Annotated in this window: 16 protein-coding genes and 1 pseudogene; 10 read left to right on the top strand and 7 right to left on the bottom strand. The window is 66.1% G+C overall.

What is annotated here, in order from left to right:
- Positions 1–29 precede the first annotated feature (29 nt).
- On the bottom strand, positions 30–1,730 hold the full coding sequence (locus C8C98_RS17195; RefSeq protein ID WP_121455281.1) for a flagellinolysin: 1,701 nt from the start codon (positions 1,728–1,730) through the stop codon (positions 30–32).
- Positions 1,731–2,004: 274 nt separating this feature from the next.
- Here C8C98_RS17195 and C8C98_RS17190 point away from each other — a divergent pair, with 274 nt between their 5' ends.
- The 3 genes from C8C98_RS17190 (at position 2,005) to C8C98_RS17180 (ending at position 6,523) form a co-directional block, all read left to right on the top strand.
- The gene (locus C8C98_RS17190; RefSeq protein ID WP_199726608.1) at positions 2,005–3,294 is read left to right on the top strand and encodes an MFS transporter; all 1,290 of its coding nucleotides are present in this window, start codon (positions 2,005–2,007) and stop codon (positions 3,292–3,294) included.
- Between the two features lie 205 nt (positions 3,295–3,499).
- Positions 3,500–5,188, top strand: coding sequence for a DUF1800 domain-containing protein (locus C8C98_RS17185; RefSeq protein ID WP_121455279.1), 1,689 nt, complete (start codon positions 3,500–3,502; stop codon positions 5,186–5,188).
- Between the two features lie 123 nt (positions 5,189–5,311).
- A complete protein-coding gene (locus C8C98_RS17180; protein WP_121455278.1) occupies positions 5,312–6,523 on the top strand; it encodes a DUF1501 domain-containing protein in 1,212 nt (403 codons plus the stop codon).
- Between the two features lie 121 nt (positions 6,524–6,644).
- Here C8C98_RS17180 and C8C98_RS17175 read toward each other — a convergent pair whose 3' ends face one another.
- Both C8C98_RS17175 and C8C98_RS17170 read right to left on the bottom strand, forming a co-directional pair.
- Positions 6,645–7,562: a DHH family phosphoesterase gene (locus tag C8C98_RS17175; protein ID WP_121455277.1), complete on the bottom strand. Its 918-nt coding sequence runs from the start codon at positions 7,560–7,562 to the stop codon at positions 6,645–6,647.
- A gap of 96 nt (positions 7,563–7,658) precedes the next feature.
- A complete protein-coding gene (locus C8C98_RS17170; protein ID WP_121455276.1) occupies positions 7,659–7,994 on the bottom strand; it encodes an ankyrin repeat domain-containing protein in 336 nt (111 codons plus the stop codon).
- A 114-nt stretch (positions 7,995–8,108) separates the two neighbouring features.
- On the opposite strand from C8C98_RS17170, the pseudogene C8C98_RS17165 reads away from it, so the two are divergent.
- The 3 genes and pseudogenes from C8C98_RS17165 to C8C98_RS21930 form a co-directional block, all read left to right on the top strand.
- Positions 8,109–8,867, top strand: a pseudogene (locus C8C98_RS17165) (pseudouridine synthase); the annotation flags it as partial.
- 131 nt (positions 8,868–8,998) lie between these two features.
- Positions 8,999–12,298 (top strand): WD40 repeat domain-containing protein, encoded by a 3,300-nt coding sequence (locus tag C8C98_RS17160; RefSeq protein ID WP_121455274.1) that lies wholly within the window; start codon positions 8,999–9,001, stop codon positions 12,296–12,298.
- Positions 12,299–12,600: 302 nt separating this feature from the next.
- Positions 12,601–12,744 (top strand): hypothetical protein, encoded by a 144-nt coding sequence (locus tag C8C98_RS21930; RefSeq protein ID WP_162995987.1) that lies wholly within the window; start codon positions 12,601–12,603, stop codon positions 12,742–12,744.
- Positions 12,745–12,907: 163 nt separating this feature from the next.
- Here the strand turns inward: C8C98_RS21930 and C8C98_RS17155 are convergent, their stop codons facing one another.
- Both C8C98_RS17155 and ylqF read right to left on the bottom strand, forming a co-directional pair.
- Positions 12,908–15,208 (bottom strand): bifunctional diguanylate cyclase/phosphodiesterase, encoded by a 2,301-nt coding sequence (locus C8C98_RS17155; protein ID WP_233574578.1) that lies wholly within the window; start codon positions 15,206–15,208, stop codon positions 12,908–12,910.
- A 132-nt stretch (positions 15,209–15,340) separates the two neighbouring features.
- Positions 15,341–16,315: a ribosome biogenesis GTPase YlqF gene (gene ylqF, locus C8C98_RS17150; RefSeq protein ID WP_121455272.1), complete on the bottom strand. Its 975-nt coding sequence runs from the start codon at positions 16,313–16,315 to the stop codon at positions 15,341–15,343.
- A 179-nt stretch (positions 16,316–16,494) separates the two neighbouring features.
- Between ylqF and C8C98_RS17145 the strand changes: the two genes are divergently transcribed.
- Together C8C98_RS17145 and C8C98_RS17140 are read left to right on the top strand one after the other, a co-directional pair.
- Positions 16,495–16,749 carry a hypothetical protein gene (locus C8C98_RS17145; RefSeq protein WP_121455271.1) on the top strand — a complete coding sequence of 85 codons (255 nt, stop codon included), beginning with the start codon at positions 16,495–16,497 and terminating at the stop codon, positions 16,747–16,749.
- The gene (locus C8C98_RS17140; protein ID WP_121455270.1) at positions 16,746–17,000 is read left to right on the top strand and encodes an oxidoreductase-like domain-containing protein; all 255 of its coding nucleotides are present in this window, start codon (positions 16,746–16,748) and stop codon (positions 16,998–17,000) included. Before C8C98_RS17145 ends, C8C98_RS17140 begins: the two co-directional genes overlap by 4 nt.
- 90 nt (positions 17,001–17,090) lie before the next feature.
- Here C8C98_RS17140 and gshA read toward each other — a convergent pair whose 3' ends face one another.
- The gene (gshA, locus tag C8C98_RS17135) at positions 17,091–18,614 is read right to left on the bottom strand and encodes a glutamate--cysteine ligase (RefSeq protein WP_121455269.1); all 1,524 of its coding nucleotides are present in this window, start codon (positions 18,612–18,614) and stop codon (positions 17,091–17,093) included.
- Positions 18,615–18,780: 166 nt separating this feature from the next.
- Positions 18,781–19,689 (bottom strand): SDR family NAD(P)-dependent oxidoreductase, encoded by a 909-nt coding sequence (locus C8C98_RS17130; RefSeq protein ID WP_121455268.1) that lies wholly within the window; start codon positions 19,687–19,689, stop codon positions 18,781–18,783.
- A 636-nt stretch (positions 19,690–20,325) separates the two neighbouring features.
- Here C8C98_RS17130 and C8C98_RS17125 point away from each other — a divergent pair.
- Together C8C98_RS17125 and C8C98_RS17120 are read left to right on the top strand one after the other, a co-directional pair.
- On the top strand, positions 20,326–20,952 hold the full coding sequence (locus C8C98_RS17125) for a DUF938 domain-containing protein (RefSeq protein ID WP_121455267.1): 627 nt from the start codon (positions 20,326–20,328) through the stop codon (positions 20,950–20,952).
- A gap of 88 nt (positions 20,953–21,040) precedes the next feature.
- Entirely contained in the window at positions 21,041–21,331 is a 291-nt protein-coding gene (locus C8C98_RS17120) for a 2Fe-2S iron-sulfur cluster binding domain-containing protein (RefSeq protein WP_099655183.1), read from the top strand.
- The last annotated feature ends 12 nt before the right edge of the window (positions 21,332–21,343 follow it).

Below are 21,343 nucleotides of genomic sequence, written 5' to 3'. Positions count from 1 at the left end.
CCCAGACCTGCAGACCTGCCGTGCCGCCCTCAGCGCAGCAACGCCAGCACGCCCTGGGGCACCTGGTTGGCCTGCGCCACCATGGCAGTGCCCGCCTGCTGCAGGATCTGCTGGCGCGCCAGGGCTGCAGCCTCGACCGCAAAGTCGGCATCCACAATGCGCGCGCGGCTGGCCGACAGGTTCTGGCTGGTGTTTTGCAGCGTAGACATCGTGGTCTCCAGCCGCGAAGACTGGGCACCAATCACTGCGCGCTGGCTGTTGACGTAGTCCAGCGCCCGGTCCACCGCCACGATGGCCTGGGCTGGCGAGATCGTCACATCCAGCGTGCTGCGCAAGCCCAGCGCACTGAGGTTGACTGCACCCACCCGCGTCTCCAGCGTCTGGTTGGCATTGGCCCCTACCTGGAACACTTTGGTCGTTGTGGAGCCGCCCGAGGTGGCAATCGCCTCAAACGACTCCGTGAACCCATCCAGCACATTGGTGCCCGATTTGCTGCCGCTGTTGGGCACCGTGCTGGTGGCGGTCTTCACATCCCCTCCGTCCACATCCAGCCCCCCGATGGCACCGGTGTCTGCGTTGTTCAAGTCAAACGCGCCGATGAACGCAGCACCCGCCGCCGCAAACTGGGTTTTGAAATCGGCCGCGCTGGCAAACTGCCCGCTGGACGCGTTGGCCAGTGCCTGGTCGAGCGTTGAGCCGGGGTTGCTGTTCAGGTAGGTGAGCACGTCCTTGATGCCCTCGCCCCCTGCCGCCTTGATTCGGCTGTGCAGGTAGCGCGCCGCCGAGTAGCTGGCCGAGTAAAAAGCGCTGGTGTTGGACGGCCCATTGATGGCCGCAGCCACTGTGGCGGCACTGGAGCTGGCCACGTCGGCTTTGACACGCTCCTCCGCCCCCTGGATGAATTCGGCCGTGCCCTCCACAAACCACAGGTGGTTGCCCGTCAAGTCCTGCCAGTTGGTGGCGCGCGCCATCACGGCGTGCACCATTTCGTGGGCAATGATGCGGTCGTTGTAGTACGGGGCAGAGCCGCCGTTGGGCAGGTTGGGCGGCACAAAATCTGCCATATCCACCTGCAAAACAAGATTGTTGCCACGGCCTTGCCCATCAAAGCCCGTGGCCTGCACGTAGGCGGCGACGCCACCGGCGTTGTCGGTAAAGCCGGTGTAGCGAATCTCCAGCGCCGCCCCATCGGCCTGGATGCCGTACAGGCTGGAAATCAACTGCTCGCTGCTCTCCAGCCAGCTGCCCACGCTGGTCATGCCGTCGAACACGGCCAGCTGATTCTCGTCCCCCACCGCACTGGCCCGGCTGGGGTCAAACACCGCCATGCCGTTGAACTGGGTGGCCAGGGCAGACCGGTCGATCTCTGCGGCCAGTTGCGCCACCTCGGCCTGTATGGCCTGCTTGTCTGAGGCGCTGTAGGTGCCATTGGCCGCCTGAACCGCCAGCTCGCGGATGCGCTGCAGATTGCCGCTGACGCCAGACAGCGCGCCCTCTGCCGTTTGCAAAAGGGACAACGCATCGTTGGAATTGCGCGCGGCCTGGTTCAGCCCCCGGATCTGGCTGGTAAAGCGCTCGGATATGGCCAGCCCGGCGGCATCGTCCTTGGCGCTGTTGATGCGCAGGCCCGACGAAAGCCGCTGTATGGACAAGGCCAGCTCGCCCTGCACACGGCCCAGACTGCGCTGCGCGCTCTGCGACATCACATTGGTATTGACGCTCAGCCCCATGGCAGTTCTCTTAGGTTGTCTCCAAATAGACAGCACTGGCCCCAGCCGGGGCCTGCAACGGCACACGCACCGCTGGCTCTGGCGGTGGTGACATCTCCCTCTTTGATTCGCGTTCTATGGGTTATCGGACGTTTGTGCGAAAACTTCTGGGAAATGTGTGCAACGCTCTGCGCAGCCGTTTTTCAGCGCGGGTCCGGTGCGCCCTGACCCTGGCGGCGGCCAAGCAAGCTGCGCCACAAAGCGTTAGCATGCGAATCAATCTCATGCGCGGCCGGTGCCGCTCCTTCAAGTGACGTCTTCCACCTCCCTCCCACCAGCGGCTGCCCCGGCCAGCATCTACCGCCACCCCGGTTTTCTGTCTTTCATCAGCGCACGCCTCATGGCGGTGTTTGCCACCCAGGTGCAAGCCGTGGTGGTGGCCTGGCAGGTGTATGACCTGACGCGCAACCCGCTGGCGCTGGCCTATGTGGGGCTGGCGCAGTTCCTGCCCATGCTGTGCCTGCTGCTGCCTGCGGGCGATTTGATCGACCGCTTCTCGCGCAAGAACATCCTGGCCATCAGCTGGGCCGTGGGGGCCTTGTGCAGCGCCGGGTTGTGGTGGCTGTCGGGCCACGGCGCCAGTGGCGTGGCGGGCGTGTACGCCGTGTTGGTGCTGTTTGGCTGCTCGCGGGCGTTTTCAGGGCCCGCGCTGCAAAGCCTGCTGCCCCAGGTAGTGCCGCGCGAGCAACTGGCCCAGGCCATTGCGGCCAACAGCATGCTCATGCGCTCTGCCAGCATTGGCGGCCCGCTGCTAGGGGGCGTGCTGTATGCCCTGGGTGGCGGTGAACTGACCTTTGCCCTGTGCTTTGCCTGCTTTGCCATCGGCACTGCGCTGCTGATGCGCGTGGCCACAGCCCACGCAGGCCCCGTGGGGCCCACGCTGGGCACCATGTGGCAGCGCTTTGGCGCGGGCATCCGGTTCATTCGCTCGCGCCCCATCATCCTGGGCACCATCTCGCTGGACCTGTTTGCCGTGCTGCTGGGAGGCGTGGTGGCGCTGCTGCCCATCTACGCCAGCGAAGTGCTGCACGTGGGCCCGGCGGGCCTGGGCGCGCTGCGCAGCGCTGTGGCGGTGGGCGAAGTGGGCGCCGGGCTGTACCTGAGCATGCGCCCCTTCAACAGCAAGGTGGGCCGCACCATGTTTATCGCGGTGGCCGTGTTCGGGCTGGCCAACCTGATATTTGCGGTGTCGACCTGGTTCTGGCTGTCGTTTGCGGCACTGCTGGTGGCCGGGGCGGCCGACATGGTCAGCGTGTACATCCGGGGCGCGCTGGTGCAGTTCTCCACCCCCGACCATATGCGTGGCCGGGTGAATGCGGTCAACATGCTGTTCATCGGCTCGTCCAACGAGCTGGGTGAGTTCCGCGCAGGCACCAGCGCCGCGTGGCTGGGCGTGGTGCCCGCCGCGGTGCTGGGCGGCCTGTGCACCCTGGGCGTGGTGGGCGGGTGGACGCTGGGCTTCAAGCAGCTGCGCAAGGTGGACCGCTTTGAAGAAGCGGCCGAGGCCACAGGCAAACAACCCTGAGCACCCACGGCAGATCGTTCAACAAGCAGGGGCACGCAGGGCGCAAAGCCCCCGCATCTGCAGCAAAGTGCAACCGCTTCAAGCGCATTTATGTCGCGCAGGTAAAGCCTGTGCACAGCGGCTTGCATGCCATGGGCAACGTGCGGCAGCATAGGCAAAGAGCCGTTTAAAAAGGTTCTAGACATCTGCTGCGTGAGGCTGCCCCATGACCCCTTTCTTGACACCCCCACCCTCCATCGCACGCCGCACCTTGCTGGCAGGGTTGTTGGGCATGGCGGCGTCGGGTGCATCGGCCGCTTCGGGCGACCCCAGCCCCACCCGCATCGCACGCACCAAGGCACGGCCTGCCGACACCACGGCCCCCGGTGACTGGACAACGGCCGATGAGCGCACCACGGCGCAACTGCTGGACCGCGTCACCTGGGGTTGCACGGCGATGGGCGCGCACGCCGTGGGCACCATGGGCGTCGGTGCTTACCTGGCCCGGCAACTGCGCGCCGGCACCACTGCGGCACTGCCTGCGGCGGCCCAGGCGCAGATCGACGCCATGGTGATCTCGCGCACGCCTATCGAAGCCCTGGCGCTTGACATGGAAGCCCGCCAGCGCGAGGCCAAAGCCCTGCCGACCGAAGACGAGCGCAAGGCGGCTTTGAATGCCTGGCAGCAGGACATGCGCGCACTGCAACAAGAAGCCGCGAGCCGCCACATGCTGCGCGCCCTGTACTCGCCCACCCCGCTGCGCGAGAAGATGACCTGGTTCTGGATGAACCATTTCAACGTCTTCGCGGGCAAGGGCAACCTGCGCGCCCTGGTGGGCGACTACGAAGAACGCGCTGTGCGCCCGCATGCGCTGGGGCGGTTTCGCGACCTGCTGGGCGCCACCGTGCGCCACCCGGCCATGCTGCACTACCTGGACAATGCGCAAAACGCCGCAGGCCGCATCAACGAGAACTACGCCCGCGAGCTGATGGAGCTGCACACCCTGGGCGTGGGCGGCGGCTACAGCCAACAAGACGTGCAAGAGCTGGCGCGCGTGCTCACCGGGGTGGGTGTCTCGCTGCGCCCACTGGGCGATGAGCCGCCGCGCATGAAGCCCGCACTGCGCCCGCATTACGTGCGCGAAGGCCTGTTCGAGTTCAACCCCCAGCGCCACGACTGGGACCCCAAGACGCTGCTGGGCCAACCCCTCAAAGCCGAAGGCATGGCCGAGGTGGACGAGGCGCTGGACCGCTTGGCACGCGCCCCGGCCACGGCGCGGTTCATCTCCCGCAAGATCGCGCTGTTCATGGTCGGTGACCAGCCCACGCCCGCGCTGCTGCAGACCCTGGCCCACACCTTCGAGCGCACCGATGGCGACATTGCCGCCGTACTGGAAACAGTCTTTGCCACCGCAGAATTTCGCGCATCGCTGGGCCAGCGGTTTCGCGACCCGGTGCACTACGTGCTGGCCAGCCTGCGCCTGGCGCACGGCGACGCGGTGCTGCCCAGCGTGGAGCCCACCCTGGGCTGGCTGCAGCGCCTGGCCGAGCCCCTGTATGGCCGCGCCACGCCCGACGGCTATCCGCTGGACGCTGCCGCGTGGTCCGGGTCGGGGCAGATGGCCAGCCGTTTTGACATCGCTCGGGCCATTGGGGCTGGGGGCGCCGGAGGTGCTGGCACCGCCGTGGCGGCCCCGGCACCACCGGACATGGGCATGGCCCCGTCGCGCGCGCCTGCGGCGTCTTCTGCACCACCGGCTGCTGCCCGCACGCCCCCACCCTTGGCTCAAAGCGCCTACGTGCAGGCCATGCTGCCCAGCCGATCGGCCGCCACGCGCCAGGCGCTGGAGCAAGCCACATCCCCGCGCGAGTGGAACCTGCTGTTCCTCGCGTCGCCTGAGTTCATGTACGGGTGAGGACACGATGAGGCACATCCCCTGAGTCGCTTCACGCCCTTGCACCGCAGCCCTGGCCTGCGACGCGCAAGCTCATGCACTGCAGGCGCGGCCATGCGCCCGGTCGATTGAAAGGACCCCTCCATGCTTCGCAGACACCTTCTACAAGCCCTGGGCGCCAGCACACTGGCCGTTGGCAGCGCTGGCGTGCTGGCCGCACCACAGGCACAAGATGTGCGCTTTCTGCTCGTGTTCTTGCGTGGTGGATACGACTGCGCCAGCCTGCTGGTGCCCACGGGCAGCAGCTTTTACTACGAGTCGCGGCCCAACATTGCCATCGCCCGCCCAGGGCAGGAAGGCGGCGCCCTGCCCCTTACGCCCGACTGGGGCCTGCACCCGGCGCTGGCGGGCTCGATGCTGCCGCTGTACCAGCAGGGCCAGCTGGCGTTGGTGCCTTTTGCGGGCACCGACGATCTCTCGCGCAGCCACTTCGACACGCAAGACAGCATGGAACTGGGCCAGCCCGTGGGTGGGCGGCGCGACTACCGCTCAGGCTTTCTGAACCGGTTGGTGGCCGAGCTGAGCCCGCGCACAGGGGCCAGCTCGGCTGCGCTGCAACCCATGGCCTTCACCAGCACCCTGCCCCTGGTGCTGCGCGGCGCAGTCGATGTGCCCAACACCTTGCTCAGTGCGGGCGCTGGCCGGGGCGGTGTGGATGCAAGGCAGGCCCAGCTCATTGCGTCCATGTACCAAGGCACGGCACTGGCCACAACCGTGGCCGAGGGCTTTGCCACGCGCGACGAAGTGGCCCGCACCATGCAGGGCGAAATGGAAGCCGCCAGCCGCAACGCACTGAGCACCAAGGGCTTTGAGGGCACGGCCCGGCGCATGGCGCGGCTGATGCAGGCGCGCTACCAGATCGGGTTTGTGGACGTGGGGGGCTGGGACACCCATGTGGCGCAGGGCGCCGCCACCGGGGCGCTAGCCAACCGGCTGGAAGAGTTGGGCCAGGGCCTGGCGGGCTTTGCCGACGAGATGGGAGCGGCCTGGAACTCCACCGTGGTGGTGGTGGTCAGCGAGTTTGGCCGCACCTTCCGCGAAAACGGCAACCGGGGCACCGACCACGGCCACGGCACGGTGTTCTGGGTGCTGGGCGGTGGTGTGCAGGGCGGGCGTATCGCGGGCGAGCAACAAGCGCTCACGGCCACCACCTTGTTCCAAAACCGCGACTACCCCGTGCTCAACGACTACCGCAGCCTGCTGGGCGGGCTGTTTGCACGCATGTACGGGCTCAACGCGGCGGCCGTGGCGCGGGTGTTTCCGGGAACGAAGGGGACGGATTTGCGGCTCGTCTAGGCCGCAGTGGGCGGGGGTGACAAGCCCCAGGCGCACCACCCGATTTGCTACATATTCAATAGCTGCCAGCGCTTATTCCCAAAGCGCTAGAGCCTATTTTTATTGAAAAACCACGCCCGCCTCAAGCGTTGAAGGTGCCCGTCAGCAACTCAGGCAGGCGCTCCACCCCCATGCGAAAGCCGCAGGCCTGCGCGTGGCCGCCGCCGCCCATGCTTTCGGCCAGGGCGATGCAGTCGAAGTTGCGCTGGGCGCGCAAGCCCGCCTTCACGCCCTTGTTGCTGGCACTCCACATCAGCGCAAACGTGCCCGTCTTGGCCGAGAGGAGGTCGCCCACCAGGCTGTGGAACATGCCCGGTGCATTCACCATCAGCCCAGTGATGCCGTTGAAGATCAAGGGCTGCGCGCCCTCGGCAATGTCGTGGGCCATCTTGCGGTACTTCTCGTCCATGGCGCCGCCACGGGCCATGAAGGCGTCCAGCTGCTCGGGTGTGAAGTGGGCGATCTCCTTCCAGCGGGCGAAGTCCTGCACCTCCATATCGAGCGCCGAGAGGAAGGCCGCGCTTTGCGGAAACTCCCACTTCCAGATGTCGCGGTCTTCCACGTACTGCAGAAGCGCGGGCACGGGCTGCTCGGGGTGAAAGAACTCCCAGGCTAGGCGGGCGCCCGACTTGCTCATGTCGAAATGCACCACACCACAGCGGCAGGCAAAGCCGGTGAGCTTTTCCGCCGCGCTCTTGTGGTGGTCCAGCATCACCAGCTTGGCCGCCTGCGCGTCGATGGCGGTGAGGATCTCGGCAGAGAAAGAGAAGTCGAGGACGTACACCGCACGCCCCGCCAGCGCAGGCAGGTCGGCCACGGTCTGCACGTCGCCGTGGTCCAGCCCCACATATTCGGCCCGGTCACCGTAGTAAAGCCACGCGGCCAGCGCGGCGCCAAAGCCGTCAGGGCAGCGGCGGCCGTGGTACAGCACCAGCGGAGAAGGGTCGTCTTGGCTGGGGGCAACCAGCAGTTGCAGGGGAAGAATGGTTTTTTTCGTCATGAGCCTGCGATTGTCGCCTGCACGTTGCCTGGTTTTCGCCTTAGGCAGGCTGTGCGCGGCAGGGCCAGCGCTTCAGTGCGTGCCAAGGGCAAGGCACTACACCGGCAACCAGCGCCACCAAAAGGGCTTGCGATCTTCCCTCGCACCGCGTGCTTGCAGCAGCGCAACGAACTCGCCGCGCTGGTAGCGGCGTGCCGCCTCCAGCGGGGTCATGTCGTCAAAATCCGAGCGCAGTTCCGGGTCAGCGCCGTGCGCCAGCAGGTAGTGCGCGATCTCGCGGTGGCCATGGACGAGGCTGGCCACCAGAGGTGTGCACAAAATCTCGGGGTGCTGGTAGTTGGGGTTCACCCCCGCACTGATGTGGTGGCGCACCAATGCCAGATCGCCCGCCACAGCGGCGGCATACATGTCTTTCCAATCTCCTGCGGACATACCTGGGCATCCTTTCTGCGAGGTGATCAGGCCAGTGTAGAGACCGCCGCGTGCGGCACAATCCGCGCCTTCCCTGACACCCCGCCCGCAACGCTCTTCGCCTTTTCAACTTCCATGCACACCCCACTGCACATCCTCTGGCAAGACGAGCACATGGTCGCCGTCTACAAACCTGCGGGCTGGCTGGTGCACCGCACGGGGCTGGATGCCGGTGAGACGCGCTTTGTGATGCAAACCCTGCGCGACCAACTGGGGCAGCATGTGTTTCCGGTGCACCGGCTGGACAAAGGCACCTGCGGCGTGCTGGTGATGGCGCTGCACAGCGATGCGGCGCGGGCGCTGTCGCAGGCGTTTGAGCAGCACGCCACCCACAAGCGCTACCTGGCCATGGTGCGCGGCTGGGCCCCCGCCGAGGCCGAGGTAGACCACCCCCTGCGCCCCGACGACGCCCCGCCAGATGCCCCCGTGCAGGACGCCCACACCCGCTTTCGCACCCTGGCCCGACTGACCCTGCCCGAAGCCAGCGACCCGCGCTTTGCCACCACCCGCGCCGCGCTGGTCGAGGCCGTGCCCACCACAGGCCGCCGCCACCAGATACGGCGCCACCTCAAGCACCTGGCGCACCCCATCATCGGCGACGCCACGCACGGTAAAGGCCCTCTGAACCGCTGGTGGGCCGAGCGCTTGGGGCACCAGCGGCTGTGGCTGCACGCCTGGCAGCTGAGCTTGCCGCACCCAGTGACAGGTGAGTGCCTGCAATTGCACAGCGGGCTGGCGCTGCCTGCCATGGCGCAAAACACGCCCCAGCCTGCCGGGCCAGCCACCACGCCAACAGCAGACTGGCAGCACTTGCTAACCCAATGGCCGTGGGAATGGGGGGACGCCAACGCCCCCAAGGCTGACAGCGGGTCCAGCCGCAGACACAGCCTGACGCAGATGCCGCAACGGACTACCATCGCCAGCCTGCAGCCCCTTCCTCGGCACCGTCCCCCTCGCACTACACCATGCCCTTCCCAACCGTGCACCTGACCCGCCTCGCAGCACTGGCCCACCGCTTGCCAGCCACTTGCTGGCTGGCGCAGGCGCTGCAGCGGGATGCGCAGTCTTGGGCCGATTTGCCAGTGTGGTGGGTAGACGGCGACCTGGACCTGGCAGCGCTGGAGCTGTGCGCCCACCCCAACACCAGCCACCCTGGCGAGCACAGCGAATGGCAAGCCCCCATCCCAGCGGCCGCATTGCCCGCCACCCACGCGCACCCCGGGGGTGCCCTGCTGTGGGTGAACGGGCATTTGCACCTGCAAGGCGCCTTGACCACGGCCATGGCGGGCACCACCCCTGCCAACCCACCGTTGCCCGTGCACGCGCTGGTCATGGGCGATGCGCGCATGACCAGCGCTGTGCTGCAAGGCGTGCATCTGCATGTGCAGGGCGACCTGGCCGTGCAGACGCTGCTGTGGAGCGATGGCGCGCCAGGCGGGCTGACGGTGCTGGGGCAATGCACCGCCCAGGTGGGTCTGTTCACCCGGGGCAGCGCGCTGCACTGGAACAAGCCGCCCCATCTGGAGTTTGCGCTGCAAGACCCGCCGGGCCTCAAGCATGAACACCCCACGCACGCGCACCATGAAACAGCAGACCACGAAACGCTGGGCCTGCTGCTGCCACCCCACTGCCTGGCCGCCGACGACGCGGGCACCGGCAGCCTGGCCCAGCTGCTGGACCCTGCTGAGGTACTGCGTGCCGCCAAGGCACAACAACCCCTCACCCAGCCCACGGCGCTGGTGCATGCACTGCTGCCGCCGCTGCCCATCCCTGGCTTGTTCGCCGACGAAAGCCTCAGTGCCGCCAACCTCCTGGCCGCCGTGCGCTCGCCCATCATTGCGCACAAAGAACACACAGCAGCAGGCTGGTTTGGGCAAACAGACTTTTCGCTGTGCCGCCAGCATGTGGACGCCGACGGCGATGCGCGAGACAACAGCGTGTTCATCACGGTGTGGAAGCAATGGGACTTCTACCTGGCCGTAGACCACCCAGAACACCGCCGGGGCTTGCTGGGTACAGCCCTGGCTGCACTGCAAGGGGTGCTGAAACGGGGGAGGCGACATCCGCCATCGCCCAGCGCGCCACCCAGCATGCCTTCCACGGCATCGACCAAAGCAGCGTTTGCCGGCCCGCTCACCCTGCTGTACCGCCCTTACCACCAGGGCGAGCCCGGCGACTGGCAAGCCTTGCTGCCGCCCGATGCAGCCGAAGCCCCTGGAAACGCACAGGCATGGCAAGCCTGCCAACAGGCCTGGCGCGGGGTGCTGGACTACGTGCGCAAAGGCACGGCCCAGGCGCGCGCGCGCTACCCACTGTGGGCGCAGTTGCAGGCCGAGATCACCCCGGCGCGGCTGGAGGCATTGACCTCTGGCCCGCTGTTCACCGAGCACTACAACGACTGGTGGGACGGTGAGAAAAACGGCTTTTGGGCTGGGCAGCTCTGGATCGGGGCGCGCCAGCCCTGCCTGCACGAAGGCGAGCCCTGGGGCCGCGCCTTCAAGCTGAGCTGGCAAAACGGCGAAGACGGCCCCGGCGACCCGCCCGACGATGCCCACGCCGCTTACCAGCTGGACCTGGACGAAGCACGCGAAGGCCCACCGCAGGTGCTGGTGCAGTACACCCAGCGCCAAAGCGAAAGCCGCAGCCCCCTGCCCCCTTGCGCAGCCGACCACCTGGCGCGGTTGCTGCGCCTGGTCCGCCAGGCCCAGGCGCACATTGAAAGCCGCTCGACCGCGCTGCAAGCCTCTGACCCCGCCGCCGCGCCCGCACTCCCGCTGCTGGCCACGCCCCCACTGCCGGACCAACTGCCGGACACCGACGTGTTTGGCCCCCAAGGCATGGAATGCTCGGGCCTGTGGCAAAGCCAAGGGCAAGACTATGTGCGCACCGTGCGCGCGCACCTGCAGGCCACACAAAGCCCGGTGGACGGCACCTTGCCCGGGGGCGATGCCCCTGATGCCGGGCAGGCCAGCCTCCCGTCACCCTTTCACATGGCGGATGACGCCCCCGCACCGCCCGAAGACCCACGCATCCCGCTGGCCGATGCCGTGCTGCAGCTGGCGCGTGCGGTGCACCAGCACGCAGACGGGGAGCTGTCTGCCCGCTTTCGCCAGCGCTTTGCCTTTGCGCCCGATGCGTTTGCTGCGCACGCCTACCGCGCAGGCCAGGCCACCGGGCCCGCTCTGCTGCTGGACAGCGGGCCCAACGGCAGCCGCGTGGTGGTGCGCACAGTGCAGTCTGGCCAACCCCAGTGGTGGTTGCTGCAGGGCCTGCAGGCCGAGCCCCTGCCCGGCCTGCATGGCGCAGGCCGCTCGCCCAACCACCAGTGCTTTGCCCTCTGCGACGGCACCCACATCACCACCCATGCGGGGTGGGACGGCCCGGTGATTGCCCGCTTTGCATTGCCCCAAGGCAACGAGGGCATACCGCCTGCGCTGGGCTTGGCGGCAGGTGCGGCGGGCCAGGCGTGCGACGAACTCATCCCCTTAAACAACGGCCAGCGCGTGCTGCTGCGCAACAGCACGGGCGTGTACCTGCTCACGCCGGATGCGGTGCAGCGCCTGCACCCCCTGCAATGGGACGAAGACGGCCCCTACACCTGGGCCAAGAATCAACAGCCCTGCCCCGACGGCCACATGCTGCGCCTGCACATGGTGCACATGGCCTTGTCTGCCGACGAGCAACACATCGCCGTGGGCGACCAGGACAGCGCGCATATCGTGATTCAGACCCAGGCCTCCATTCAGGCCGAGGCAGGAGTGCTTGCGCGCTACGCCCCCCTGTCTGCCTACCCTTGCCACGCGACTTTCACGCACACCACCCTCCCGCATGGATCGGCCACACTGCTGGCCAGCGCATGCCACCTGTACGCAGGCAGTACCGGCATGGTCCTGGTTCACAGCCTGGGCACGCCAATGCATCCCGCAAGGGGCGATCTGGCCCTGCAAGCCATCCAGACGCAGTGGCGGATCGAGGCATCGGCCGCCATGGCCGGGCTGGTGGTGTTGGGCGATGCGAACGGCACGCTGCACGGGCTGGACGACACCGGGCAGCCCCTGTGGCACCACCACATCGGCGGCGCGGTGGCCGCCATCGACCTGGCGCCCGACGGCAGCACCCTGATCGCCACCAGCCACAGCGGGTATCTGGTGCTGCTACAGCGGGTAGAAACAGGCCCGGACCCCTATGCCATCGGCAACTCAGACTACGCCGAAGTGGGCCGCTGGATTTTCTGGGAAGACCACGCCGCGCCACTTCACTGGTGACAGCAAAGCATTGGCACCCAAAAGGGAGACTGAAACACACCTGGGCGCCTGCATTTGTGGCTTACCATGCCGGGGCGGTCCCATCCCGAGACCCTCAGAACCTGTTTATGGGCGTTTCGGGGATCGCGTTGGAGTGCAATCGGAAGGGGTGGATGCAACGGATGCGCCACATGGGCCCATGCCCATGCAGGCAGTCGAGGCGTCAAAACTCCAAGCTCATCGGCTCGATTTCACTTCAACCCTGCGGGCAAGGCATTTGCACAACCCCGAATGATCGTAAACAGGTTCTTACAGGAGGCCCCATGGCCAAAGGCGAACAGCGCAGCAACAAGATGGCGAAGAAGCCCAAAAAGGACACTTCCCTTCCCAAAGAATCCAGCGGTTCCGACCGCCCCATGCCACCGACCACCACGGTGCTCCCCAAGGGCAAAGACAAAAACAAGTAGCCCCAGCGGGTGGCCGCCAGACAAGGCGGCAGAGGCCACCAGCCTCTGCCAACGGTCAGCAGCCACCGGGCAACGGAAAAAAGCTACCAAAAGCATAGCTGCCAGCGCTTATTCAATAAGCGCTGGCAGCTATTTTTGTTTCAAGTCTCGCACGCCCCTTGCATTACAAGGCGAGCCGCTCCATCCACTGCGCCACGGGCTCGGGGCGCCCGAACAGGTAGCCCTGGTACACCATGTCAGACTGGTGCTGCTCGAGAAAGCGCACCTGCTCGCGGGTCTCGACACCTTCTGCCACCACGCGCAGGCCAAAGTGGCTGGCCACCGACAAAATGGCTTCGACCAGCGCTCCGTCGTCGGCATTGGTGGGGGCTTCGCTCACGAAGGAGCGGTCAATCTTCAACTCCTGGATCGGCAGCCGCTTGAGGTAGGCCAGTGACGAATAGCCCGTGCCAAAGTCGTCCAGCGCAAACTCCAGGCCCATGGCCACCAGCTCGCGCATCTTGGCCACCGCGTCGTCAAAGTCTTCGATCACCAAGCCCTCGGTCACTTCCAACGTGAGCAGTGTGGGGTCGGCGCCTGTGGCCACCAGCAAGGCGCGCAGGTTGGGCACAAAGCTGGCCTGGCGAAACTGCCGCGCACTGAGGTTGACCGACATGCGCAAGCGCCGCTGGCTGAAGGCAGGTGTCGCCAGCACCGCACAGGCCTGGGCCAGCACCCAATCGCCCAGGCCCACAATCAAATCCGACTCTTCGGCCACCGGAATGAACACGCCCGGCGCCACCAGACCATCGCGCGGGTGCTGCCAGCGCACCAGCGCCTCTACCCCCGTGCACTGGCCGAGCCCATCGACTTGCGGCTGCACGTACAGCCGCAACTCTTGCGCGCCAATCGCTTGGCGCAGGTCACGCTCCAGGTGAAAACGTTGGGCCGCCACCTCACCCATGCCTTGCTCAAAAAACGCCGCGCGGGCACCGCCCCCGTGTTTGGCGCGGTGCAGCGCCGTGCCCGCCCGCCCCATGGCGTTCAGCGGCAGGTCATCCCCCCCCTGTGGGTACAGGGTGATGCCAATGCTGGCCTGCAGTTGCGCCTCCTCGGCCGCATCACCGGCTTGCAACCCAAGGCGCAACGGCTGGGCCAGGGCCTGCGCCACCTGCTCGGCAAATACCAGGGCGCGGCGGCCTGCGGCGGCGGCATCGGCGCTCAGGCCGTGCAGCACGATGCCAAACTCATCCCCTGCCACGCGCACCAACAGGTCCTGCGCCCCCAGACATTCCGACAGGCGCAAGGCCACTGCGCAAAGCAGCCGGTCCCCCATCTCGCTGCCGCGCGCGTCATTGAAGGTGGTGAAACGGTCCAGGTCCAGCAACAGCAGGGCGTTCAGGGATTCGGTGCCACGCGGGTGGCGGGCCTGCAGGCCTGTCAACCGCTCGATCAGCATGGAGCGGTTGGGCAGACTGGTGAGCGGGTCGAAATGGGCCAGGCGGTGGATTTCTTCAGCCGCCCGCTTGCGCTCGCTCATATCCTGCTTGAGCTCCACATGGTGGCTGATACGCCCATCGGGCTGCCGAATGGGCGCCACCACCACGCTCTCCCAGATGGTGACTCCGTCTTTGCGCACGTTGGCTTGCTCGCCCGCCCAGCTCTCGCCACGGGCCAGGGTCTCTTGCAGGCCTGCAAGCTGCGCCGGGGCCAGCCCGTTGCCCGAGAAGGCGGAGGACAACTGGCCGAGCACCTCGCTGCGCGCATAGCCTGTGCGGGTCACAAAGGCATCGTTCACAAATTCGATGCGCCCTTGCAGGTCGGTGATGACGGTGCTCTCGGGGCTTTGCTCCACCACGCGCAGCAGTTTGCGCAGCTCGGTGTCTCGCGCGGCCAAATCGGCCGCCATGTCTTGGGCTTCGCCCACCCGGCCCAGGTAGCTGCGCCGCGACAGCAGCGTGGCCGTGGCCGTGAGCCCCACAATGCCTGCCAGGTAGGCGGCATAGGCGTAATGGTTGTTGGCCGGCGTGACGGGCAGAGCGCCCCGGGCATCGGCCCAAAGGAAGAAACCAAACAACCCGCCCGTCAACACCAGCAGGCACAGCGTGGCCCGCCCACCCAGCAACCAGCCGGACAGCACGATGAGCACGGGGTAGTTCAGCAAATTGGGGCCTTTGACGCCCCCGTTGCCCGCCGCCACCAGCGACACAAACACCCATACCCCCCACACCAGCACGTGCGCGGCAAGCAACCAGCGGCGCAGATGCGCCAGAACCAGCGCCGTCACCCCAACCAGCCCCGCACACAGGTTCAAAACCACCCGGTTCCACTGCACTGGATCGTCTCGCAGCAAAAGCAAGGCGACCAAACAGCCGATCAGGGTGACAGCCCAACCGGTCACCTGCACCAACTTGCGGAGGGTGGGATCGCTCTGATCGGATGCGCTCAGGAGTGAAACGTCGGCCATGGCGGGTGGTTTGGACAATCGTTCCATCCTACCGCCGCCCCCCAGGGCCGCAGCCGGGAATCCACTGATGTGACGTGGAGATGCAACGGGGCAGCAACCCGCCAGCCCACCCACACAGGGGCCAGGGGCAAGAGGCGCTACAGGGGCGGCTTACTCGGTCGCAGCGTCGCCCGATTGCGGGTCGCGCCGGCCGGTGCCCTTGCCCCGGGATTTGGTGCGGGCTTCCTTCTTGGCAGCGCGTTCAGCGTCTTGCGCCTGCCCGGCGGCCAGCCAGACTTCAAACTCTGCAGGGGTTTCCAGGGTAATGCGGCCCAGCGTGGCTGTGCGAAAGTCGGTCATCACGATCTCGGACGTCTTTTGCAGGTTGACCCGGCCACCACCGAGCATGGCCCCCCGTTTGCGGCCGATGGCTTCGAGCAGTTCTTCGTCGTGCATCTCGCCCACAGCGCCTGCAGGCAGACCGAGCTTGTAGCGCGCCTCCAGCAGCGGTGCGTAGTGTTGCTGCAGGCGGCGCAGCAGCTCCAGCGCCACCAGCTCTTCGTCGTAGGCGTTGCGGCCCACAGCGCCGCTGGCGGCCAGGTTGTAGCCGCTCTCGGGCACGATGATGCGGGGCCACAGCATGCCGGGGGTGTCCCACAGGTAAAAGTCGTCAGCCACCGTGATGCGCTGCTCCAGCTTGGTAATGCCTGCTTCGTCGCCCGTCTTGGCCTGGCGTTTGTTGCTCAGGGTGTTGATCAGCGTGGATTTGCCCACATTGGGCACGCCGCAGATCAGCACGCGCATGGGCTTGGCCATGCCACCCCGGTTGGGCGACAGCAGGTGGCAGGCGTCAATGAGCTTGCGCGCGGGCGCAGGGTCAGAGGCATCGAGCGGCACCGCGCGCGTTTCGCTTTGGGCGTTGTACCAGTCCAGCCACAGCGCGGTGCGTTCGGGGTCGGCCACGTCCTGCTTGTTGAGCACCTTGAGTTTGGGCTTGTGGTCGGTGATTTCGGCCAGCAGCGGGTTAGCGCTGGAGCCCGGCAGGCGCGCGTCCAGCACCTCGATCACCACGTCAATGTCCTTGATGCGTTCGGTGATGGCTTTTTTGGTCAGGTGCATGTGACCGGGGAACCACTGGATGGCCATGCGAGGGGTACTTTCTGGTGTATTCGGGGCAAAAAACCGCCCTCAACTGCAGGGCGGGTTTCTGAGGAAAGGGGGCAAGGATAATCGCGGTCCGGGTTCACCGGCCATTCACTGGCATGTTCCAGGTGAAAACCGTTCACGCCCTTCCCGCTCACACCCAAGCCCACTTCAGGTTCGACATGTCACCACGCACGCCCTCTGCCCCCACACCAACACCTCCCAGCAAAGCCGACAAGGAGATGCTGTTCAAAGGCGTTACCTGCGCGCTGATCGGGCTGGTGATTGTGCTGGCGCCCTACGCTGCCCGCTCTGGCAGCGTGCGTGAGTTGATGGGCCAGGTGGCTGCGGTGGGCTGGTTTGCGCTGGTGCTGGGCGCGGCGTTCATTGGGCAGTACGTGGTGCGCCGCGTACGTGCCGGGGCGCATCGGCAATGAGTGCGTTGCCTGCCAGCCACCCCACTGCAGTCGCTGTAGACACTGGGGCCCCCGCCATCGATGGCCCCAGCGCCCTGGCCTTGTTTGCCGCACTGCAAGCACAGGCGCAGGCCCAGGGCGTGCCCCTGCGCCCGCCGCCGCCAGAGCCCACCACTTGCTGTGGCCGGGGCTGCAACGGCTGCGTGTGGGAAGGGTTCCTCAGCGCAGCCGAATACTGGCGGCAGGATGCTTTGCAGGCGCTGAACGGCTAGCCGATTCAAGCCAAAAACGGCTCTAGCGCTTTACCGACGAGCGCAAGCAGCTATTTATTCGATAGCAAATGCAGATCCCGCCGTGCAGGCTCAGCCCAAGCCTTCCACGGCCATGTACTGCTCGCGCCAGGTTTCAAACGGCAAGGTGTCGGCGGCTTCGATGGCTTTTTGGGCGGCGATGGATTCGTCGCTCATGGCCAGGTAGCGCGCCTGCTGCTCTGCGCTCCAAGGCAGGGCCAGCAAGGCGTCGCGGGCATGCTCGGATTGGCGGAAGGCAAAGCCCTCGAAGCTGCTGGCGTGCTGCTGGGCCATGGTGTCCAGCACACGGGCCGATGGGGTGCGATCGGGTGCTTGCATGAGGGCGCGGGCGTCGCGCAGCGCAGCGCTGTAGTCGGTGGTGCCGTGGGTGGCGTCCAACGCGGCGGCCAAGGGCTCGCAGGCGGCCAGCACTTCGTCGCCCCAGGTGGTCAGCGCCACGTTCTGGCCATTGCGCTGCAGCTGCAGGCCTGGCTCGCGGCCGCGCTCGGCCGTCAGGTGCTGGTTGCGCTGCAGTTCGGCAATTTCTGCAGGGGTGTCGGGCGGGCTGTCCGACAGCAGGCAGTGCATCAAAAACACGTCCAGCAAACGCATGGTGGGCGCCGTGATGCCCACGGGCACAAATGGGTCCAGGTCCATCAAGCGCACTTCGACATATTCCACGCCGCGCTCGCGCAGCGCATGCAGCGGGCGCTCGCCCGTGCGCACGGTGCGCTTGGGGCGGATGGTGCCGTAGAACTCGTTTTCGATCTGCAACAGGCTGGTGCCCAGCTGGTTGTAGTCGCCCCCCGGGTTGCGCACGCCCACCGTCTCATACGCGGGGTAAGGCTGGGTCAGCGCTTCGTGCAGCGAATTGGCATAGCCTTGCAGGCCGTTGTAGCTCACGGCCAGCGTGGCCTGCGCGTCACTTTGGTAGCCCAGGCGCCCCATGCGCAGCGATGTGGCGTGCGGCAGGTACAGGGCACTGTCGCTCAGGCGCTGCAAGCGGTGCTCACGCCCCTGCACAAAACAAGGGCACAGCGCGGGCGATGCGCCAAACAGGTACAGCAGCACAAAGGCATGGCGGCGGAAGTTGCGGATGAGCGAGAAATACTGCTCACTGCTCACCCCTGGCAACGACCAGTTGTAGTGGATGCCCGAAATGGTCTGCATGCGGCGCCCGTAGCGGTGGCCCAAGCCCATGCGGTAGACGCTTTTGGCGCGCCCCACGTTAGAGCCGCCGTAGCGCGCTAGCGGAATCGTCTCATCGGTGGGCAAGCCGCAGGGCATGCTGGAGGCCCACAGCAGCTCACTGCCGCTGTCCTTCAAGGTGTGGTGCACAAACTGGTGCACTTCGGTCAGCTCGTCCAGGCATTGCTGCACGCCCCGGTGCGCGCCGGTGATCAGCTCCAGCTGCGATTCGCTGTAGTCGGTGGTGATGAGGGGGTGCGTGAGTGCCGACCCCAGGGCCTTGGGGTGCGGGGTGAGTGCCAACCCGCCCGTGGGCTGCACGCGCAGCCCTTCCTTTTCAACCCCACGGCGGATGCCGCGCAGGGCGTCGGGGGTGAATGCGCTCAGTCTGTCCTGCAATTTGCTCATATCGTTATACCGGTCCATCTTCTCGTTGGGCCGGAACTTAGCACGGCACAGCGCCTCACGCCCAGACCGGGCGCAAGTCCTTCAGCCCCAACGGCTGAAAACCCGGTGGGGCGCACGATGGCGCTGGCTGTGCTTTGCAGAAGAGAGCGGACCGCAGCCGCTGCGCTCAGCGACGCGCCAGAGCTTTGCCAACCTCGTTGGTGCCTTGCGCCGCGCCGCTTTGCGGCACTTGCTCGCCCGTGCGGTCCACCACTTCGGCCAGGCGCGCGGCCAGTTGCTCAGGGATGTCGCTGCCCACACCCAGGTGCACACCTTGGGTCAGGGTGATGTGGGCCGCCTCGAAGGTGCCTGCGCCCGCGCACAAAATGGTGCGCGTGGGGGCAGATTCGTGCGCCAGCACCAGCATGGCGGGCACCACCGCTTCGGGCTTGAGGGCGTCCAGCACTTCTTGGGGCATGAGCCCCTCGGTCATGCGCGTGGCGGCCGTGGGGGCCAGTGCGTTCACATGGATGTTGTGTTTGGCGCCCTCAATGGCCAGGGTCTGCATCAGCCCCACCTGGGCCAGCTTGGCCGCGCCGTAGTTGGCCTGGCCAAAGTTGCCGTACAGGCCGGTGGACGAGGTCGTCATGACGATGCGCCCATATTGCTGCGCCACCATGTGGGGCCACACCGCCTTGCAGCAGTGGGCGGCGCCCATCAGGTGCACATCCACCACCAGCCTGAAGTCGTCCATCTCCATCTTGCCGAACGACTTGTCGCGCAAGATGCCCGCGTTGTTCACCAGCACATCCACACGGCCCCAGGCGTCCACCGCCTGCTGCACCATGGCCTGCACGGCCGCAAAGTCGGTGACCGAAGCGCCATTGGCCAGCGCCTCGCCCCCTGCGGCGCGGATTTCGTCCACCACCTTCTGGGCCGCGCCCACCGTGCCACCACTGCCGTCCACCGCCCCGCCCAGGTCATTGACCAGCACCTTGGCACCCCGCTGGGCCAGCGCCAGTGCATGCTGGCGGCCCAGGCCGCCGCCAGCCCCGGTCACGATGGCCACGCGGCCCTTGAAGTCAATGTCTGTCATGCGATGGATCTCCTGTATGGGTTGGTGGCCACCTCGGGGACACCCCGGGGCTGAAATGCTTCTGCGCGCAGCACTGTAAGCCAAGGCAGGTGACGCACGGGTTGCATGGGGGACAACCGAGGCACGCCCACGCATCCCACTCAGGGTTATCCCTGACATCACTGGACAAGTATGTGGATAACTGCGGAGAAGTCCTGTATAGGACTGCTAAGTGCTTGATTTACAAAGACCCACCACGCAGCGCTCATTTTTTAAGCAGCAACTATCCACAAACTCGCACTTATCCCGCCAGACACTGGACAATCCTGTGCATAAGTTTTGACAAGTTCTGTATGAAGCACATAACCCGTTGATTTATATAAACATTCAACGAAGTGCTCAATTTAAAGGCAAATCACAAGCGCACGGCGCACCCCTGCTTTTGCGCCACTTATCCCGCTGACCGCTGGACAATCATGTGGATAACCTTAGATAACTTCTGTATGGGCAGCGTAAGTGCTTGATTTACAAGGAGCCGCTACATAGCGCCCAATTTTTAAGCAGCACGTTACCTGAAGAGCACCCCATAAAGCTATACTTTCCATAGCTGCCAGCGCTTATCTCATAAGCGTTAGAGCCCATTTTTATCGAAAACACATGACACAAACCCCATTGGCCCACAGCCCCGCCGCAGAGCGCAACCAGGCGCCCATCCTGGGAGTGATGCGCAAGCTGCTGGCCCCCACCGGCACCGCACTGGAGATTGCCTGCGGCACTGGCCAGCATGCCGCCTGCTTCGGCGCCGCCCTGCCGGGCTGGCAATGGCAGCCCACCGACTGGCAAGACACCTTGTTCTCGTCCGTCATCGGCTGGTGCGCGCAGCACGGCGCGGCCAACGTGCAAGCGCCGCTGCGCCTGGACGTGACACTCAGCCCATGGCCTACCGATGCACCCGCCTTTAGCACCCCGTTTGACCTGATCTACTGCGCCAACATGCTGCACATTGCCCCCTGGGAGTGCTGCGGCGGGCTCATGCGTGGCGCGGCGCGCCACCTGGGCGCGCAGGGCTTGCTGGTCACCTACGGCCCCTACCTGGAACAGGGCGTTCCCACAGCCGAAGGCAACCTCGCCTTTGACGCCAGCCTGCGCGCGCAAGACCCGCGCTGGGGCATTCGCGCCGTGGAAGAGGTGGCGGCAGAGGCCCAGGCGGCAGGCCTGCAACTAGCCCAGCGCCATGCACTGCCCGCCAACAATTTGCTGCTGGTATGGCAACGTAGCCGGTGATGGACGGGCCCAGCCTCCCCTCCCTCACACGCAACTACGCACCGCTTATTTACACTGCGCCCGCCCGTCCTTCCACAAGCCATCGCACATGACCCAAGCCGCCCCCTTTTTCACAGCCCACATTGAGCCCGACGGCATGCAGTGCGATGCCTGGCCCCAGCAACCCCTGCTGCAATCCATGGAGCAAGGCGGCATTGACTGGCCCAGTTCGTGCCGCAACGGCACCTGCCGCACCTGCATCGGGCAACTGGTGCAAGGGCAAGTGCGCTACGAGATCGAATGGCCCGGCCTCTCGCCTGAAGAAAAGGCCGAGGGCTGCGTGCTGCCCTGCGTGGCCTACCCCGAGTCAGACGTCGTTTTGCAAGGCTCTGCGATCTGATCGCAGCAAAAC

The sequence above is a fragment of the Acidovorax sp. 106 genome (assembly GCF_003663825.1).
Lineage (GTDB): Bacteria > Pseudomonadota > Gammaproteobacteria > Burkholderiales > Burkholderiaceae_C > Acidovorax.
The sequence above is the reverse complement of the archived record's forward strand: the minus strand, read 5'-3'. Positions and strand labels throughout refer to the sequence as shown.

Bases quoted from the DNA above. Each gene is read 5' to 3' on its own strand.
- C8C98_RS17195 (WP_121455281.1), bottom strand. From the start codon at position 1,730: ATGGGGCTGAGCGTCAATACCAATGTGATGTCGCAGAGCGCGCAGCGC.
- C8C98_RS17130 (WP_121455268.1), bottom strand. From the start codon at position 19,689: ATGACAGACATTGACTTCAAGGGCCGCGTGGCCATCGTGACCGGGGCT.
- gshA (WP_121455269.1), bottom strand. From the start codon at position 18,614: ATGAGCAAATTGCAGGACAGACTGAGCGCATTCACCCCCGACGCCCTG.
- C8C98_RS17125 (WP_121455267.1), top strand. From the start codon at position 20,326: ATGACACAAACCCCATTGGCCCACAGCCCCGCCGCAGAGCGCAACCAG.
- ylqF (WP_121455272.1), bottom strand. From the start codon at position 16,315: ATGGCCATCCAGTGGTTCCCCGGTCACATGCACCTGACCAAAAAAGCC.
- C8C98_RS17120 (WP_099655183.1), top strand. From the start codon at position 21,041: ATGACCCAAGCCGCCCCCTTTTTCACAGCCCACATTGAGCCCGACGGC.
- C8C98_RS17170 (WP_121455276.1), bottom strand. From the start codon at position 7,994: ATGTCCGCAGGAGATTGGAAAGACATGTATGCCGCCGCTGTGGCGGGC.
- C8C98_RS17160 (WP_121455274.1), top strand. From the start codon at position 8,999: ATGCCCTTCCCAACCGTGCACCTGACCCGCCTCGCAGCACTGGCCCAC.
- C8C98_RS21930 (WP_162995987.1), top strand. From the start codon at position 12,601: ATGGCCAAAGGCGAACAGCGCAGCAACAAGATGGCGAAGAAGCCCAAA.
- C8C98_RS17145 (WP_121455271.1), top strand. From the start codon at position 16,495: ATGTCACCACGCACGCCCTCTGCCCCCACACCAACACCTCCCAGCAAA.
- C8C98_RS17140 (WP_121455270.1), top strand. From the start codon at position 16,746: ATGAGTGCGTTGCCTGCCAGCCACCCCACTGCAGTCGCTGTAGACACT.
- C8C98_RS17185 (WP_121455279.1), top strand. From the start codon at position 3,500: ATGACCCCTTTCTTGACACCCCCACCCTCCATCGCACGCCGCACCTTG.
- C8C98_RS17180 (WP_121455278.1), top strand. From the start codon at position 5,312: ATGCTTCGCAGACACCTTCTACAAGCCCTGGGCGCCAGCACACTGGCC.
- C8C98_RS17175 (WP_121455277.1), bottom strand. From the start codon at position 7,562: ATGACGAAAAAAACCATTCTTCCCCTGCAACTGCTGGTTGCCCCCAGC.